This is a genomic window from Bradyrhizobium sp. T-12 (assembly GCF_058314695.1).
The window spans coordinates 914,301-929,033 of sequence record NZ_CM177756.1; the positions used below are offsets into that span (position 1 = coordinate 914,301).

A 14,733-nucleotide genomic window follows, 5' to 3' on the forward strand; every position below is an offset into this window, starting at 1 on the left:
GAGCCCGGAATCCATTGGGCCGCGGGTCCCGGAGTCTCCATGGATTCCGGGTTCGCGCTACGCGCGTCCCGGAATGACGACTGTGATTACGTCCGCCCCAAAATTCCCTCCTCGATCGCCTTGATCTGCAGCGCGAGAAATTTCGAGTTGATGCGGCATTGCGCGAGGCTGCCGGCGATGAACCAGAGGCCGGGCTGCCGAGTGCGCGCGTACATGTTGCGCAGCTCGAAGCCGTCGCCAAAGCCCCAGATCGGGCCGACGCGGTCGGCGACGGCATCGCCGAACAGCTTTCGCACGAGGTATTCCTGCGGCTTGTAGCCGGTGGAGAGCACGACGAGGTCGGCCGCAAGGGTCGAGCCGTCCTTCATCCGTGCGCCTTCGGTGACGAAGCTCTCGATGTCGGCAAATTGCCTGAGCCTGATCTTGCCCTCGACAATCAAATTGGAGCAGCCGACGTTGAAATAATAGCCGCCGCCGCGGGTGAGGTATTTGAATTGCCACCCCGTTCCGGCCTCGCCGAAATCGAGCTCGAAGCCGACGCGGGCAAGGCCGTCGAGCAGCTCCTTGTCGAGCTGTTTCGACTGCTCGGTCAGCATGACGTGCGTCTTCTTCGCGAGCGGCGTCGGCATCGAGGCCGCGATCAAATCGTTGTCCTCGAGCGTGCCCTCATTGTAGGTGGCATAAGCAAGCTGCGCCGACGGTTCGATATTGGTGACGAGGGTGGGCGAGCGCTGCACCAGCGTCACCTCGGCGCCGCTGGAATAGAGATCCTGCGCGATGTCGTGGCCGCTGTTGCCGGTGCCGATGACGATCGCGCGCTTGCCGGTCCAGCTCTCGCCGTCCTCGTAGCGGCTGGAATGCAGCAGCGTCCCCTTGAAATTGTCGAGGGTCGGAATAGCAGGAATGTTGGCAATGCCGCTGACGCCGGTCGCCATGATGACATGGCGTGGCTGCATGGTGCGCTTGCCCCCGTCGGCGCGCCGCAATGTCACCGTCCAGCATGCCTTCGCCTCGTCATAGGCGCCGCCCTCGAATTCGGTGCCGGTCCAGAAGTTCAGCTCCATCGCGTCGACGTAAGCTTCGAACCAGTTGGCGAGCTTGTCCTTGGGGATATAGGTCGGCCAGCTCGGCGGAAACGGCATGTAGGGCAAATGATTGACCTGCACCTGGTTGTGCAGGGTCAGCGCATGATAGCGCTTGCGCCAATTGTCGCCGATCCGCGTCTCGCGATCGACGATCAGCGTGTCGACTTGCAATTGCTTCAGCCGCGCTGCGATCGCAAGCCCGGCTTGGCCGCCGCCGACCACCAGCACGGCCGGATCGCGGTCGGCATAGTCGCGCGAGGCGTTGCGCAGATCGAGCCAGTTCGGCCCGCGGAAATCGCGCGAATAGGCCTGGCCGCGTGGTCGCGAGGTGCCGAGCCGCTCCTCGAATCCCCTGAGCTCCTCGAGCGCGGTCAGCAGTGTCCACGCTTTCAGACGGTCGCCGTCAGCGGTATCCGGAATGAGCCGGATGATGCCGCTGCCGCGCCCGATCGCGGTTTCGAACTTGAAGATCGCCTCGATGGTATTGGTGCCGGCGCGCGTTACCCAGCGCGGCGGTGCGCGGTCGGGCGCGATCTTGAAATCGGTTGGTGACGCTCTGGGCGCGAGCGCGGCCAGCGCTTGCGCAATCGTGTCGCGGCCGGCGAGCGTTTGCAGGTTCCAGCTCAGCGCCAGCGCGTCGCGCCAGAAGCTGTCGGCGAGGAAGAGATGGCCGAGCGCATCGGGCTCGGGCTTGCCCAGCGTGCGCTCGAATGCATCGAGCCAGGCCTGCGCGGATGCGGCGATATCCTTCGTCCTGTCCAGCATGCGACCTCGTGGCCGTCTTCGCGGCGTTTCCTCGGGTCGAAGCTATCCTGTTTCGCGGGCCGCCAAAAGCCGGCGACCCCAGCGATGCCGGCATATGGCACTGCTCGGACGGAATGTGCCGGCGATGCCCTGGCCGGGCTTCGGCGGTGAACTAAGGCCCGCCCGCCTTGTGGTCAGCCCAATAGGGATCGCGCAGCTTGCGTTTGAAGATCTTTCCGGTCGCCTCGCGGGGCAGCGCATCCAGGAACTGAACGTCCTTCGGCACCTTGAAGTTGGCCAGCCGGTCGCGCAGCCAGCCTTGTACGGCGCCGGCGGAGAGCTGTGCGCCGCTGTCGGGCTCGATGCAGGCGCATAACCGCTCGCCGTATTCCGCGTCAGGGACGCCGAAGACGGCGCAATCGCGCACGCCGGGCATTCCGATCAGCACGCTCTCGATCTCGGCGGGATAGATGTTGACGCCGCCCGAGATCACCATGTCGCGCTTGCGGTCGCACAGGAACAGATAGCCGTCTTCGTCGAGATAGCCGACATCGCCGACGCTGACGAGACCCTCGCGCCCCGCCTCGGCCCTGGCCTGCGCCTTGCCGTGATAGTCGAAATCCGGCACCGCCGTCTGCCGCATGAAGATCTCGCCGACCTCGCCGACGCCGCAGAGGCTGCCGTCATCGCGAAAGATCTTGACGATGCCGCCTTCGATGGCGCAGCCGACCGTCCCGGGCTTCTTCAGGGCTTCCTCGGCCGAATGCCACACCGGGATTCCGGTCTCGGTCGAGCCGAAATATTCGTTGATGACCGGTCCCCACCATTCGATCATGGCCCGCTTGACCTCGGGCGGGCAGGGCGCGGCGCCATGCACGACGAACCGCAGTGACGACAGGTCATAGCGATGGCGCACCGCCTCGGGCAGGCGGAGCAGGCGCACGAACATGGTCGGCACCATGTGGATGTGCGTCACGCGGTGCCGCTCGATCAGCGCCAAGAGTTCCTCGGCGTCGAACCGCGCCTGCAGCACGATGGTGCAGCCGTTGCGGAACGCCATCATGCCGTAGGAATGCGGCGCCGAATGATACATCGGCCCGTTGATCAGCACGATCTGGCCCTCGCGCGGCTTGATGCCGTAGGCGATGGCGCCGACGCGCTCGGAGGCGGCGGCCTGCTCGGGAGGCATCGGCATGCGCCGCACGCCCTTCGGCATGCCCGTGGTGCCCGACGTATAGATCATCGCGGCGGCGCGGCGCGGCGCCTCCTGGGTTTCGGTGTGGCCGTCGCGCCAGCGGTCCCAATCGGTCAGTCCGGCGGGAACCTCGGTCAACCCCGGAGGAAGGGCGAACGTCGCCGCAAGCTCCGGCGGACTTGCGACGACGAGCAGGCGGACGTCGTCGGGGATCCCGGCGCGGATCTGCGGCAGCAGGTCGGCATGGCAAACCAGGATCTTCGCGCCGCTGTCAGTCAGGATGTAGCGGACTTCCTCGGCCTTGAGATGCCAGTTGATCGGCACCACCGGACTGCCGAGCGCGGCAGAGGCCGCAACCACTTCGAACAGCGCGAAATCGTTGCGCAGCATCATGGCGACTGGCGCGCCTTCGGCAAGATCCATCTCGCGAAGCCCGCTCGCCGCGCGTTTGATGCGCGCCTGGATCTCGTCATAGCCGATCCGGCGTTCGCCGCTGATGATCATGGCCTGTCCTTGTTCCGCTCGCATCACCGATCGTCCAGCACGTCGCCGAACCCGACCCAGCTCTTGCCGTTGAAGCGGCGGAGCTGCAGCTGCTGGAACGGCAGATAGTCGTCAGGGCCTGTCGTGACGGACATGCCCGGCAGCAGCAGCGGCAGCTTGACGTCCTTCAGCGACGCGGCCTGGCGCATGATGTTGTCGCGGCTGAAATCATCCTTGCAGGCCTTGAGGACCGTCATCAGCAGCGTCGCGTAATGGTAGCCGGCCGCGTAGTTGGAATTGGAGAGATCTGCGGTCGGCATGTATTGCTTCATGAAGGCGAAATACTCCTTCACGCCGGGATCGCTGGCCCATTGCGGGTCCATCGTGTCCTTCTGGTTGCTCGACGAGATCAGGCCCACCGCGTTGTCGAGCCCGGCCGGCTCGAGGAACGAGATCGACGAGGCTGATGTCGGCACGAAGAACAGCTCGGGCTTCCAGCCGATCTCGGCGACGCCCTTGATCATCTGCGAGGTGAACTTGCCGAGCACGACGCCGAACAGCACGTCGGCGCCCGATGCCTTCAACGTCGAAAGCTGCGAGCTGATCGTCGGCGCGCTGGTCTCGTAGGTCTGCTCCGCGACGATCATGCTCGCGGCCTTGTCGCCGAGCGCGCGCTTGAAGCCGGCGACATAGTCGCGGCCGAAATCATCGTTCTGGGACAGGATGGCGATCTTGGCGCCCGGCCTGGTCCGCAGCACGTGCTTGGCATAGACCACGCCCTCGGATTCGTAGGCGGCCATGCCGGGCATGGTCCATTGATATTTCTGCGGATCGGCCCATTTGGTCGCGCCGGACAGCACGAAGAGCTGCGGCACCTTCTTGCCGTTGAGGTAGCGCTGCACGGCGCTGTTGGTGGCGGTGCCGAGCGAGCCGAACATCATCAGCACCTCGTCCTGCTCCACAAGCTTGCGGGTCTGCTCGACCGTCTTCGGCGGCGAATAGGCATCGTCCAGCGTGATGAACTTGACCTTGCGGCCGTTGATGCCGCCCTCGGCATTCACCTTCTCGAAGAACGCCTCCTGCGTCCGTCCGATCGCGCCGAAGCCGGAGGCCGGGCCGCTATAGGGCAGGGTCTGCCCGATCCGGATCTCATCGCTGCCTTCGGCATGGGCCTTGCCGGCGGCGAGCGTCAGCAACGACAGGCCGATCAGTGCGGCTGCCAGCTTCATGGTGTCCTCCCGTTTTTCGTTCTGTCAGTCCGAACCATCAGGCGCTGGCGCGCATCAGGAAATCCTGTCTTGCCTGGTCGAATTCGCCCTTCATCCGGTCCACGAGCTCGGCGACCGGCGGCGCGTCCACGATCTGGCCGATGCCCTGGCCTGATCCCCAGATGTCGCGCCACGCCTTTGATTTCATGTTGCCGCCGGAGCCGAAATTCATCCTCGACTTGTCGGCGGCCGGAAGATTGTCCGGATCGAGTCCCGCGGCGGCGATCGAAGGGCCGAGATAATTGCCGTGCACGCCGGTGAACAGGTTGGTGTAGACGATGTCATGCGCGGCGTGCTGCGTCAGCGCGGATTTGTAGGCCTCGTCGGCATTGGCTTCCTTCGTCGCGATGAAGCGCGTGCCCATATAGGCGAGGTCGGCGCCCAGCGTCAGCGCCGAGGCGATGCCGAAACCGTCGCTGATCGCGCCCGACAGCAGGATGGCGCCGCCGAACCATTGCTTGACCTCGCGCACCAGCGCGAAGGGCGACAGCGTGCCCGCCGGCGCCGGCGCAGACCAGGATCAGGCCGTCGACGCCCTGCTCGGCGGCTTTGCGCGCATGCTTGACGTTGATGACGTCGTGGAACACGAGGCCGCCATAGGAATGCGCGGCCTCGACGATCTCCGCGGGCGGCCGCAGCGAGGTGATGATGATGGGCGCCTTGTGCTTCACACAGGTCTCCATGTCCTTCATCAGCCGGTCGTTGGAGGCATGGCAGATCTGGTTGACGGCGTAGGGTGCGACCTTCTTGCCGGGATTGCGCGATTTGTATTCGCCGAGTTCGTCCTCGATGCGGCTCAGCCACTCGTCGAGCTTCTCGACCGGACGGGCATTGAGCGCGGGAAACGAGCCGACGATTCCGGCCTTGCATTGCGCGATCACCAGCTCCGGGCCGGACACGATGAAGAGGGGTGAGCCGACGACGGGCAGCTCGAGATTGTTCTTGAGCAGGGCGGGCAGTGCCATCCGATCCTCCTGACGGCGCGCGTCGGTGGCCTGCCGGCCGATGGTCGAGCGCTTCCATGTCGATTGTCGCGCCGGCGGGTGTCCGCTAGCGCCTTTGGCCTCACTATAGGGTTGCACGGTAGCCGGGGGATCGTTCAATATTGAACATGTGTCTATCCAAGTTTGAACGGGAGCGCCTGTGGATTGGGATCTCTGCAAGACCTTCGTCGCGGTCGCCGATACCGGCAGTTTCACCGCGGCGGCGCGGCGGCTGCACGTCAGCCATCCGACCGTGAGCCGCAAGATCATGGCGCTGGAAGCGCAGCTCGGCACCAAGCTGCTGGCGCGCGCCGCCGAGGGGTTCGTGCTCACCGCCGACGGCCGCACTCTGCGCGAGCATGCGGAGGCGATGGCCGCTGCCGCGCTGCGGGCCGAGGCGGCCGTTGGCGCCGGCGGCCGCAAGGCGCGCGGCACCGTCAAGCTGTCGATCGGCGCGACGCTGGCCTCGCACTGGCTGATGCCGCGGCTGCGATCCTTCCTCGGCGCGCATGATCACATCCGGCTCGAGATCATCACGCATCCATTTCCGGCCAGCGTGCGGCGCCGCGAAGCCGACGTGGTGCTGCGTCCGGTCGACAGCGGCGAGGAAAATCTGGTCGGCCGCAAGATCGGCCGTCTCGGCACCGGTTTTTATGCCTCGCGTGACTATGCGGCGGGCCGGTCCCTGCCGGAGCGCAGCGGCGAGTGGAAGGGGCACAGCGTCATCGGCTTTGCCGATCAAGACTCCAACGCGCAGCTGGCGCGCTGGAGCGATGCGATCACGCGGCAGGGCACGATGGTGATGCGCTGCTCGTCGCAGGGCGACATGCTGGCGGCGGTGCGCGCGGGAATCGGGATCTCCGCGTTGTCCTGCTTCGTCGCGGAGAGCTATCCGGACCTCGTGCGTGTCGCGCCGCAGAAGCTCGCCAGCGTCGCCGATCTCTGGCTGCTCGCTCACCCTGATCTGGTCGAACTGTCCGCGGTGCGGGCCGTGGTCGATTTCGTGGCCGAATGCGCCCGCGCCGATCGCGAGCGGCTTCGCGGCTAGTTCGATCCTGCCAGCACGCCCTCGCGCTTCTTCACCGCGCGGTAATAGCTCCACCACAAATGCGCCGCCGCGCCGCGCAGGGGACGCCAGGGCTCGGCGAGCGGCGCCATCTGCTTCTCAGTAGGCCGCGCCTTCAGGCCGAGACCGATCTTGATGGCTTCCTGCACGGCGAGGTCGCCGGCCGGCCAGGCATCGCCATGGCCGAGGCAGAACAGCAGATAGACGTCCGCGGTCCAGGGGCCGATGCCGGGCAGCGCGATCAGCGTGTGATGCGCGGCATCGGCGTCTTCCTCGGCCAGCACGTCGAGGTTCAGCCGCTGCGCGCGGATCTCGCGCGCCAGGTGCTTCAGCGTCTTGATCTTGGCGGCCGAGAGCCCGAGCCGCCCCAGCCGGTCGGTGCGGGCGCGCCCCACCGCCTCATGGTCGAACGGATCGAAGGCCGCCGACAGCCGTCCCCAGATCGCCGCGGCGCTCGCGGTCGACAGCTGCTGCCCGCAGACGATGTGGGCAAGCCCCGCAAAGCCCGGCTCGCGCCGCCGCAGCGCCGGCATGCCCGCGATTTCGAGCACCGGTTTCAGGCGCGGATCGCGCTTGATCAGCGCTTGGACGGCCTCTTCGAGATCGGATTGGGTTTCGAGGTGGATGGTCATGTGTTTGGCAGGCTCTCTCCGACGTCATGCGCGGGCTTGACCACGCATCTATTATCCTACTCCGTCATTCCGGGGCGATGCGACGGGATCGCGCGAAGCGCGACCCGGACATCGAACCCGGAATCTCGAGATTTCGGGTTCGGTCCTTTCGGGCCGCCCCGGAATGACAGCCGTGGCGGCCACGCCCGGCCATGACGAGATCTATCAGATGGTGCCACCCGTTTTCCGTTTTGCCCCCAGCCCCAACGGCTTCCTGCATCTCGGCCACGCCTATTCCGCGCTGCTGAATTTCGACCGCGCGCGAGAGAGCGGCGGGCGGCTGCTGTTGCGGATCGAGGACATCGACGGCACGCGCTGCCGGCCGGAATTCGAGGCGGCGATCGACGAGGATCTTGCCTGGCTCGGGATTGAGTGGGAGACGCCGGTGCGGCGGCAGTCGGAACATCTCGCCGATTACCGCGCCGCGCTGGACGAGCTGTCGGCGCTTGGTCTCGTCTATCCCGCCTTCGAAAGCCGCGCCGAGATCGCGAAGCTCGTTGCCGCGCGCGAGGCGGATGGCCCGTGGCCGCGCGATCCCGACGGCGCGCCGCTTTATCCTGGTGATGCCAAATCGCTCTCGGCTCCCGAGCGCGATCGTCTCATCGCATCGGGCATGCCTTACGCGCTGCGGCTCGACATGGCGGCCGCCTGTCAGCGGATCGCCGGCCTGACCTGGAACGAATTCGGCGAGAAGCCCGACGGCGCGCGCGTCCCGGCGCGACCGGAGGCCTGGGGCGACGTGATCCTGGCCCGCAAGGAGACGCCCACCAGCTACCATCTGTCCGTGGTCGTCGACGACGCGCTGCAGGGCGTCAGCGAGATCGTTCGCGGCCAGGATTTGTTTCACGCGACTTCCGTCCATCGGCTGCTCCAGGCCCTGCTCGGCCTGGGCGAACCCGCCTACCGCCATCATCGGCTGATTTGCGACGGTGACGGGCGGAAGCTGTCGAAATCGAGCGGCTCGACCGGCCTGCGCGCCTTGCGCGCGGCCGGTATCACGCCTGCCGGTGTCCGCCAGCTGGTGGGATTAGGTTAAGTTTCTCTGGGGGTTAGCGAAACGTCGCCGTGACTCCGGGTGTTTCGCCGTGCCATGCTCGGTAAACAACCCGGGCCCGAAAGGGAGACTTCGAAGGGAATTCATGGCGGCGAAGAAGCGCCCAGCGCGCACCACGCGGACGTCCAGCCGACCGCCTCGGAAACGGTCCGGGACGACTGCACAGGTGCGCAAGCGCAGCACGAAGGTGGTTGCGCCTGACGTGGTCCAGGCGGCGCTCGCCGCCTTTGCCCATGAGGTCCGCACCCCCCTGACCGGCATTCTGGCGATCAGTGACCTGCTCGCGACCTCCGATCTCGGTGAACGGGAGCGGCGCTGGGCCGACACCATCAAGGCCGGGGCCGAGCATCTGGCGAGCCTTGCCACGCTGTTCGTGGATGCCGCCAGGAGCGGCAAGGGGGCCGGCAGGGGCAGCGCGCTGCGGCAGGACCTGTTCGATCTGCGCACGCTCGCCCGCAGCGCCGGCGATTCGCTTGCGGGGCGCGCCGCAGCCAAGGGGCTCCAGGCCGAGGTGAAGATCTCCGACAAGCTCCCCGGCCTCGTGGTCGGCGATCCCGTCCGCCTGCGCGCGGCGCTCGAGAACCTGATCGACAATGCCGTGAAATTCACGGACCAGGGCGGCGTGGCGCTGGCGGTCGAGCCGTGGCGTCCTGCCAAAGGCAAGGCCAAAACCAAAGGCAGGGTCGGCGTTGCTTTCGCGGTGTCCGACAGCGGCATCGGCCTCACCATGGCCGAGATCAAGCGGCTGTTCCGCCCGTTCACCCAGGCCAACGTCACCATTGCCTCGCGCTTCGGCGGCGCCGGTCTCGGCCTGTCCTCGGTCAAGCAATTGGCGCGGGCGATGGGCGGCGACATCAGCGTCGCACCACGACGCGGCGGCGGCGCCACCTTCACCCTGACGGTGTCACTGGATGCCACGGGACCGGGCAAATCCAGCAAGACAAAGGGCGGGGCCGAGGTCGATACGGTCGCCGCGCTGCGCGTCCTCAGCGTCGAGGACAACCCGTTCGGCCGTGTCGTGCTCAACACGATTCTGACCGAGCTCGGCCATCATGCCGAGTTCATCGGGCGTGGCGAGGACGCCGTCGGCCGGCTTGCGCAAGGCGCGTTCGATGCGGTGCTGATGGACATGGTGCTGCCCGGCATCGACGGCGTCGAGGCCATCCGGCGGATCCGTACCATGGACGCGCCGTTGGCTCAGATCCCGATCATCGGGGTGTCCGGTCGCGGCGAGGACGAGGCAGCCTCGCGTGAGGCCGGCGCCGACGCCTTCCTGGTCAAGCCTGTGTCTCCGCGGGCGCTAGCGACTGCGCTGCTTGAAGCGACACGCCGTGAGGAAGCCGCGACTTGATGATCGCGGCGTTGAGTTCGCCGCCGTAAACGAAGATCGCGGCGATGAAGTACAGGAACACCAGTGCGATGATGACCGAGGCGAGCCCCGCATACATCGTCACGTAATTGTTGGCGAAGCGCGCCAGATATTGGCCGAACACGATGCCTGATATCAGCGACGCCACGATGGTGAAGATGATGCCGGGCAGGATCTGGACAAATCTCCGCCGTCCCGCCGGCAGCCACACGTGGAGGATGATCAGCGCCACCACCAGCGCACCGATGGTGATGCCGTAGCGCAGCCAGGTGAGGATGCTCTCGTTGGACTCGACGAACAGCGGGATATGGCGCCGCGCCGCTTCGATCAGGAGCGGGCCGAGCACGATCAGGAACGCCATGGCGAGCGCGGTGAAAGCCGCAATCAGCGTGTAGAGGATGGATTCCAGCCGCAGCCAGTACCAGCGCCGCATCTCCACCACCGCATAGGCGCGGTTGAGCGCGACCCGGAGCGCCTCGACGCCGTTGGAGGCGAAATAGACCGACAGCGCCGCGCCGATGGTCAGAATGCCGGTGCGGGTCGTAGTCAAGACGTCATGGACCTCGCCCGAGATCGAATCGGCGACCTGCTTGGGCCAGATCTGCAGCATCAGGCTGGCAGCCTGGTCGGCGAGTTCCTTGGAGCCGAAGAAGCCGGCGAGCGAGGTCAGCACGATCAGGAACGGGAATAGCGCCATCAGTGTCGACAGGGCGATGTGGCTTGCGATCGCCCAGCCGTCATCGGCGAGGAACGTGTAGAACGCATCCTCCAGAACGCAGTAGATGTAGCGGACGGCTTTCACGTGGCACCTACGCCGCTGCTCTCTCCCCCTGGACGCAGGGAGAGGCGAGAAGGGCAGGCAATCGGCACAAATCGGAAATCATCACGCTACCATCTGACATTATTGGCCCAAAAGCCAGTTCGCGAAACGCCCCGCTGTCATTCCGGGACGCGCGTAGAAGGGCGCCGGCGGCTGCCGCTGCACCATGGCGGACCGGCGCACATGGTGTTATCACCCCCGAATGGCATCTATCCTGAGTACTTTTATCCTGCCGATCGCAGTCGGTGCCGTGGCGTTGGTGCTGCTGCTCGGTCTCGTCAACATGATGCGTGGCGGCTCGCCCGACACCTCGCAGAAGCTGATGCGCTGGCGCGTGCTGCTTCAGTTCGTGGCGATCGTCATCGCGATGGCCGCGGTCTGGGCCATGGGGCGCTAGGGCATGATCCGGAAAAGTGTGAAGCGGTTTTCCGACAGGATCATGCCTCAACTCAAGAGGACCCCATGGTCACGTTGAACCGCATCTACACCAAGACCGGTGACGACGGCACGACGGCGCTTGGAACCGGCGAGCGGCGTCCGAAATACGATCTGCGCGTCGAGGCCTATGGCACTGTCGACGAGACCAACGCCGCGATCGGAATCGTCAGGCTCCATGCCGGGGGCATGGCCGAGCTCGACGCGATGCTCGGCCGCATCCAGAACGATCTGTTCGATCTCGGTGCCGATCTCGCGGTGCCCGAGCGTGAAGGCAAGGCGGAACGGCTGCGGGTGGTGGCGAGCCAGGTCGAGCGGCTCGAGCGCGACATCGACGCGCTCAACGACGAGCTTGCCCCGCTGACCTCCTTCGTGCTTCCCGGCGGCACGCCCGCCGCGGCCCATCTCCATGTGGCGCGCACGATATGCCGCAGGGCGGAACGGGTGATCGTGGAACTGGCGGCCCGGCCGGGCGAGCCGGTCAGCGCGGCTGGCATCCAATATATGAACCGCCTGTCGGACTTCCTGTTCGTGGCCAGCCGAGCCGCCAACGGTAACGGCGCCGGCGACGTGCTCTGGGTTCCGGGCCAGAACCGCTGACCCATCGAGACCGCTGCATTTCAGAAGGCCAAAATTAGGCCCGTTCGCGCGTTGACCGGGGCAGATCAGGCCTTTAGGTTCCGCGCCAGTTGATAACCCCCCTCCCAAATTGAGTGAAAGAGGATCGATGAAGGTCTTAGTGCCGGTAAAGCGGGTGGTCGATTACAACGTCAAGGTCCGCGTCAAGGGCGATGGATCGGGCGTTGAACTCGCCAACGTCAAGATGTCGATGAACCCGTTCGACGAAATCGCGGTCGAGGAAGCGCTGCGTCTGAAGGAAGCCGGCAAGGCGACCGAGGTCGTGGTGGTCTCCATTGGACCGGCGCAGGCGTCGGAGACAATCCGCACTGGTCTTGCCATGGGCGCCGACCGCGGCATCCTGGTGAAGGCGGAAGGTGCGGTCGAGCCGCTTGCGGTCGCCAAGATCCTGAAGAAGGTCGCCGAAGAAGAGCAGCCGGGCCTCATCATCCTCGGCAAGCAGGCGATCGACGACGACAGCAATCAGACCGGCCAGATGCTGGCTGCGCTGCTCGGCTGGTCGCAGGCGACGTTCGCTTCGAAGCTCGAGGTCGAAGGTTCTGACTTCAAGGTCACCCGCGAAGTCGACGGCGGTCTGCAGACCGTGAAGCTGAAGGGACCGGCGATCGTCACCACCGATCTCCGTCTCAACGAGCCGCGCTACGCCTCGCTGCCGAACATCATGAAGGCGAAGAAGAAGCCGATCGCGGAGAAGGCCGTCGCCGATTACGGCGTCGACGTCGCCGCGCGCCTCGAGGTTCTCAAGACGACTGAACCGGCGGGCCGCAAGGCTGGCGTCAAGGTCAAGGACGTCGCCGAGCTGGTGTCGAAACTCAAGAACGAAGCCGGGGTGCTCTGATGACGACGCTTCTGATTGCCGAACACGACAACGCGTCGCTCAAGGATGCGACCAACAAGGCCCTGACCGCGGCCGCCGCGCTCGGCGCGGATGTCGAAGTCCTGGTCGCCGGCCAGAACGCCAAGGCCGCGGCCGATGCCGCGACCAAGCTCGCCGGCGTGAAGAAGGTGCTGCTCGTCGATGGCGACCTCTACGCGCACGATCTGGCCGAGCCGCTGGCCGCGCTGATCGTCTCGCTGGCATCCGGCTATGACGCGATCGTCGCGCCCGCGACCTCGCGCTTCAAGAACGTGATGCCGCGTGTCGCCGCCCTGCTCGACGTCATGCAGGTCTCAGAGATCATCAAGGTGGTCGCCCCCGACACCTATGAGCGCCCGATCTATGCCGGCAACGCCATCCAGACCGTGAAGTCGAAGGACGCCAAGAAGGTCATCACGGTGCGGACCTCGACCTTCGCCGCTGCGGGCGAGGGTGGCAGCGCGCCGCTCGAGACCGTTCAGGGTGCGGCCGATCCGGGCCTGTCGACCTTCGTCGGCGAGGAAGTTGCCAAGAGCGACCGTCCCGAGCTGACCTCGGCCAAGATCATCGTCTCCGGGGGCCGCGCCATGCAAAGCCGTGAGAATTTTGCCAAGTACATCGAGCCGCTCGCCGACAAGCTTGGGGCCGGTGTCGGTGCCTCGCGCGCGGCGGTCGATGCCGGCTATGCGCCGAACGACTGGCAGGTCGGCCAGACCGGCAAGGTCGTGGCGCCCGAGCTCTATGTCGCCGTCGGCATTTCCGGCGCCATTCAGCATCTGGCCGGCATGAAGGACTCCAAGGTGATCGTCGCGATCAACAAGGACGAGGACGCGCCGATCTTCCAGGTTGCCGATTACGGCCTGGTCGCCGACCTCTATCAGGCGGTTCCGGAGCTGACGACCGAACTCGGCAAGCTCGGCAAGTAAAAGACGTCGTAAACACCGGCCGGAGGTATAAACTCCGGCCGGTGTTTCATTTCTGAAGCGTTTTCTTTGGCGGGGGGCACGCCGGGGAAGCGATCCAATCTAGGTTTCGAGCCCGGGTTCTGATTAAATCAGCTCCTGATCAAATCAGACCTCCCGGCTCGGGGGATAGACAGGCGCGATCTGCGCGCCGTTCCGGTGGATGACATTATGGCGGCAGTGATCAAGAAGGTCGGCGTGATCGGCGCGGGGCAGATGGGCAATGGCATCGCGCATGTCGCGGCGCTCGCCGGCTTCGACGTGGTGCTCAACGACATCTCGGCGGACCGCCTCAAATCGGGCATGGCCACCATCAACGGCAATCTGGCGCGCCAGGTCTCCAAGAAGGCCGTCTCCGAGGACGACAAGGCCAAGGCGATGGCGCGCATCACGCCCGCCGAAAAGCTTGACGACCTCGCCGATTGCGATCTCGTGATCGAGACCGCGGTCGAGAAGGAAGAGGTCAAGCGCAAGATCTTCCATGAGCTCTGCGCGGTGTTGAAGCCGGAGGCCATCGTCGCCTCCGATACCTCCTCGATCTCGATCACACGGCTTGCGGCCGCCACCGACCGGCCCGAGCGCTTCATCGGCATTCACTTCATGAATCCGGTGCCGCTGATGGAGCTGGTGGAGCTGATCCGCGGCATCGCCACCGATGATTCGACCTTCGAGGCGTCAAAGGAATTCGTCTCCAAGCTCGGCAAGCAGGTCGCGGTCTCCGAGGATTTCCCGGCCTTCATCGTCAACCGCATCCTGCTGCCGATGATCAACGAGGCGATCTACACGCTGTACGAAGGCGTCGGCAACGTCGAGGCGATTGACGCGGCGATGAAGCTCGGCGCGCACCATCCGATGGGCCCGCTCGAGCTTGCCGATTTCATCGGCCTCGATACCTGCCTCTCCATCATGCAGGTGCTGCACGAGGGCCTCGCCGATTCCAAGTACCGCCCGTGCCCGCTGCTGGTGAAATACGTCGAGGCCGGCTGGCTCGGCCGCAAGACCCAGCGTGGCTTCTACGACTACCGCGGCGCCAAGCCGGTTCCGACGCGATAAGCGTGGTCTCGTGCCCCCCGACGCGGCGCAGCGCGTCAGCGATGCGCTGG

At 65.7% G+C, this 14,733-nt stretch carries 13 protein-coding genes and 1 pseudogene; 8 read left to right on the forward strand and 6 right to left on the reverse strand.

Annotated features, from left to right (window positions below; genetic code table 11):
- Nucleotides 1–86: 86 nt before the first annotated feature.
- From AC0WRY_RS04385 to AC0WRY_RS04400, 4 genes and pseudogenes are all read right to left on the reverse strand, one after another.
- Nucleotides 87–1,850, reverse strand: a complete 1,764-nt coding sequence (locus AC0WRY_RS04385; protein WP_194405837.1) for a flavin-containing monooxygenase — start codon at nucleotides 1,848–1,850, stop codon at nucleotides 87–89.
- A gap of 151 nt (nucleotides 1,851–2,001) precedes the next feature.
- Entirely contained in the window at nucleotides 2,002–3,528 is a 1,527-nt protein-coding gene (locus tag AC0WRY_RS04390) for an acyl-CoA synthetase (RefSeq protein ID WP_194405838.1), read from the reverse strand.
- Between the two features lie 23 nt (nucleotides 3,529–3,551).
- The gene (locus AC0WRY_RS04395; protein WP_194405839.1) at nucleotides 3,552–4,736 is read right to left on the reverse strand and encodes an ABC transporter substrate-binding protein; all 1,185 of its coding nucleotides are present in this window, start codon (nucleotides 4,734–4,736) and stop codon (nucleotides 3,552–3,554) included.
- A gap of 37 nt (nucleotides 4,737–4,773) precedes the next feature.
- A pseudogene (locus tag AC0WRY_RS04400) lies at nucleotides 4,774–5,740 on the reverse strand (NAD(P)H-dependent flavin oxidoreductase).
- Nucleotides 5,741–5,918: 178 nt separating this feature from the next.
- Between AC0WRY_RS04400 and AC0WRY_RS04405 the strand changes: the two are divergent.
- Nucleotides 5,919–6,806, forward strand: coding sequence for a LysR family transcriptional regulator (locus AC0WRY_RS04405; RefSeq protein WP_483071824.1), 888 nt, complete (start codon nucleotides 5,919–5,921; stop codon nucleotides 6,804–6,806).
- Here the strand turns inward: AC0WRY_RS04405 and AC0WRY_RS04410 are convergent.
- Nucleotides 6,803–7,456: a DNA-3-methyladenine glycosylase family protein gene (locus tag AC0WRY_RS04410; RefSeq protein WP_194405842.1), complete on the reverse strand. Its 654-nt coding sequence runs from the start codon at nucleotides 7,454–7,456 to the stop codon at nucleotides 6,803–6,805. The two genes, AC0WRY_RS04405 and AC0WRY_RS04410, sit on opposite strands and share 4 nt — an antisense overlap.
- A 208-nt stretch (nucleotides 7,457–7,664) precedes the next feature.
- On the opposite strand from AC0WRY_RS04410, the gene gluQRS reads away from it, so the two are divergent.
- Entirely contained in the window at nucleotides 7,665–8,531 is an 867-nt protein-coding gene (gene gluQRS / locus AC0WRY_RS04415; protein ID WP_194408165.1) for a tRNA glutamyl-Q(34) synthetase GluQRS, read from the forward strand.
- A 103-nt stretch (nucleotides 8,532–8,634) separates the two neighbouring features.
- Nucleotides 8,635–9,900 (forward strand): ATP-binding protein, encoded by a 1,266-nt coding sequence (locus AC0WRY_RS04420; RefSeq protein ID WP_491122717.1) that lies wholly within the window; start codon nucleotides 8,635–8,637, stop codon nucleotides 9,898–9,900.
- Here the strand turns inward: AC0WRY_RS04420 and AC0WRY_RS04425 are convergent.
- Nucleotides 9,827–10,720 (reverse strand): YihY/virulence factor BrkB family protein, encoded by an 894-nt coding sequence (locus AC0WRY_RS04425; protein WP_194405844.1) that lies wholly within the window; start codon nucleotides 10,718–10,720, stop codon nucleotides 9,827–9,829. The genes AC0WRY_RS04420 and AC0WRY_RS04425 overlap by 74 nt on opposite strands.
- Nucleotides 10,721–10,940: 220 nt before the next feature.
- Between AC0WRY_RS04425 and AC0WRY_RS04430 the strand changes: the two genes are divergently transcribed.
- The 5 genes from AC0WRY_RS04430 to AC0WRY_RS04450 all read left to right on the forward strand — a co-directional run bounded on the left by AC0WRY_RS04430 (nucleotide 10,941) and on the right by AC0WRY_RS04450 (nucleotide 14,683).
- Nucleotides 10,941–11,135 carry a twin transmembrane helix small protein gene (locus AC0WRY_RS04430; protein WP_183246976.1) on the forward strand — a complete coding sequence of 65 codons (195 nt, stop codon included), beginning with the start codon at nucleotides 10,941–10,943 and terminating at the stop codon, nucleotides 11,133–11,135.
- A gap of 65 nt (nucleotides 11,136–11,200) precedes the next feature.
- A complete protein-coding gene (locus tag AC0WRY_RS04435) occupies nucleotides 11,201–11,773 on the forward strand; it encodes a cob(I)yrinic acid a,c-diamide adenosyltransferase (protein ID WP_491122718.1) in 573 nt (190 codons plus the stop codon).
- A gap of 127 nt (nucleotides 11,774–11,900) precedes the next feature.
- Nucleotides 11,901–12,650, forward strand: a complete 750-nt coding sequence (locus AC0WRY_RS04440) for an electron transfer flavoprotein subunit beta/FixA family protein (RefSeq protein ID WP_194405846.1) — start codon at nucleotides 11,901–11,903, stop codon at nucleotides 12,648–12,650.
- Nucleotides 12,650–13,594 carry an electron transfer flavoprotein subunit alpha/FixB family protein gene (locus tag AC0WRY_RS04445; RefSeq protein WP_194405847.1) on the forward strand — a complete coding sequence of 315 codons (945 nt, stop codon included), beginning with the start codon at nucleotides 12,650–12,652 and terminating at the stop codon, nucleotides 13,592–13,594. The genes AC0WRY_RS04440 and AC0WRY_RS04445 overlap by 1 nt, the downstream gene beginning before the upstream one ends.
- 207 nt (nucleotides 13,595–13,801) lie before the next feature.
- Nucleotides 13,802–14,683: a 3-hydroxybutyryl-CoA dehydrogenase gene (locus AC0WRY_RS04450; RefSeq protein ID WP_194405848.1), complete on the forward strand. Its 882-nt coding sequence runs from the start codon at nucleotides 13,802–13,804 to the stop codon at nucleotides 14,681–14,683.
- Nucleotides 14,684–14,733: the final 50 nt, after the last annotated feature.

What these genes read in the sequence shown, in the direction of transcription:
- AC0WRY_RS04385 (WP_194405837.1), bottom strand. Translation starts at nt 1,850, where the DNA reads ATGCTGGACAGGACGAAGGATATCGCCGCATCCGCGCAGGCCTGGCTC.
- AC0WRY_RS04390 (WP_194405838.1), bottom strand. Translation starts at nt 3,528, where the DNA reads ATGATCATCAGCGGCGAACGCCGGATCGGCTATGACGAGATCCAGGCG.
- AC0WRY_RS04395 (WP_194405839.1), bottom strand. Translation starts at nt 4,736, where the DNA reads ATGAAGCTGGCAGCCGCACTGATCGGCCTGTCGTTGCTGACGCTCGCC.
- AC0WRY_RS04410 (WP_194405842.1), bottom strand. Translation starts at nt 7,456, where the DNA reads ATGACCATCCACCTCGAAACCCAATCCGATCTCGAAGAGGCCGTCCAA.
- gluQRS (WP_194408165.1), top strand. Translation starts at nt 7,665, where the DNA reads ATGGTGCCACCCGTTTTCCGTTTTGCCCCCAGCCCCAACGGCTTCCTG.
- AC0WRY_RS04420 (WP_491122717.1), top strand. Translation starts at nt 8,635, where the DNA reads ATGGCGGCGAAGAAGCGCCCAGCGCGCACCACGCGGACGTCCAGCCGA.
- AC0WRY_RS04430 (WP_183246976.1), top strand. Translation starts at nt 10,941, where the DNA reads ATGGCATCTATCCTGAGTACTTTTATCCTGCCGATCGCAGTCGGTGCC.
- AC0WRY_RS04435 (WP_491122718.1), top strand. Translation starts at nt 11,201, where the DNA reads ATGGTCACGTTGAACCGCATCTACACCAAGACCGGTGACGACGGCACG.
- AC0WRY_RS04440 (WP_194405846.1), top strand. Translation starts at nt 11,901, where the DNA reads ATGAAGGTCTTAGTGCCGGTAAAGCGGGTGGTCGATTACAACGTCAAG.
- AC0WRY_RS04445 (WP_194405847.1), top strand. Translation starts at nt 12,650, where the DNA reads ATGACGACGCTTCTGATTGCCGAACACGACAACGCGTCGCTCAAGGAT.
- AC0WRY_RS04450 (WP_194405848.1), top strand. Translation starts at nt 13,802, where the DNA reads ATGGCGGCAGTGATCAAGAAGGTCGGCGTGATCGGCGCGGGGCAGATG.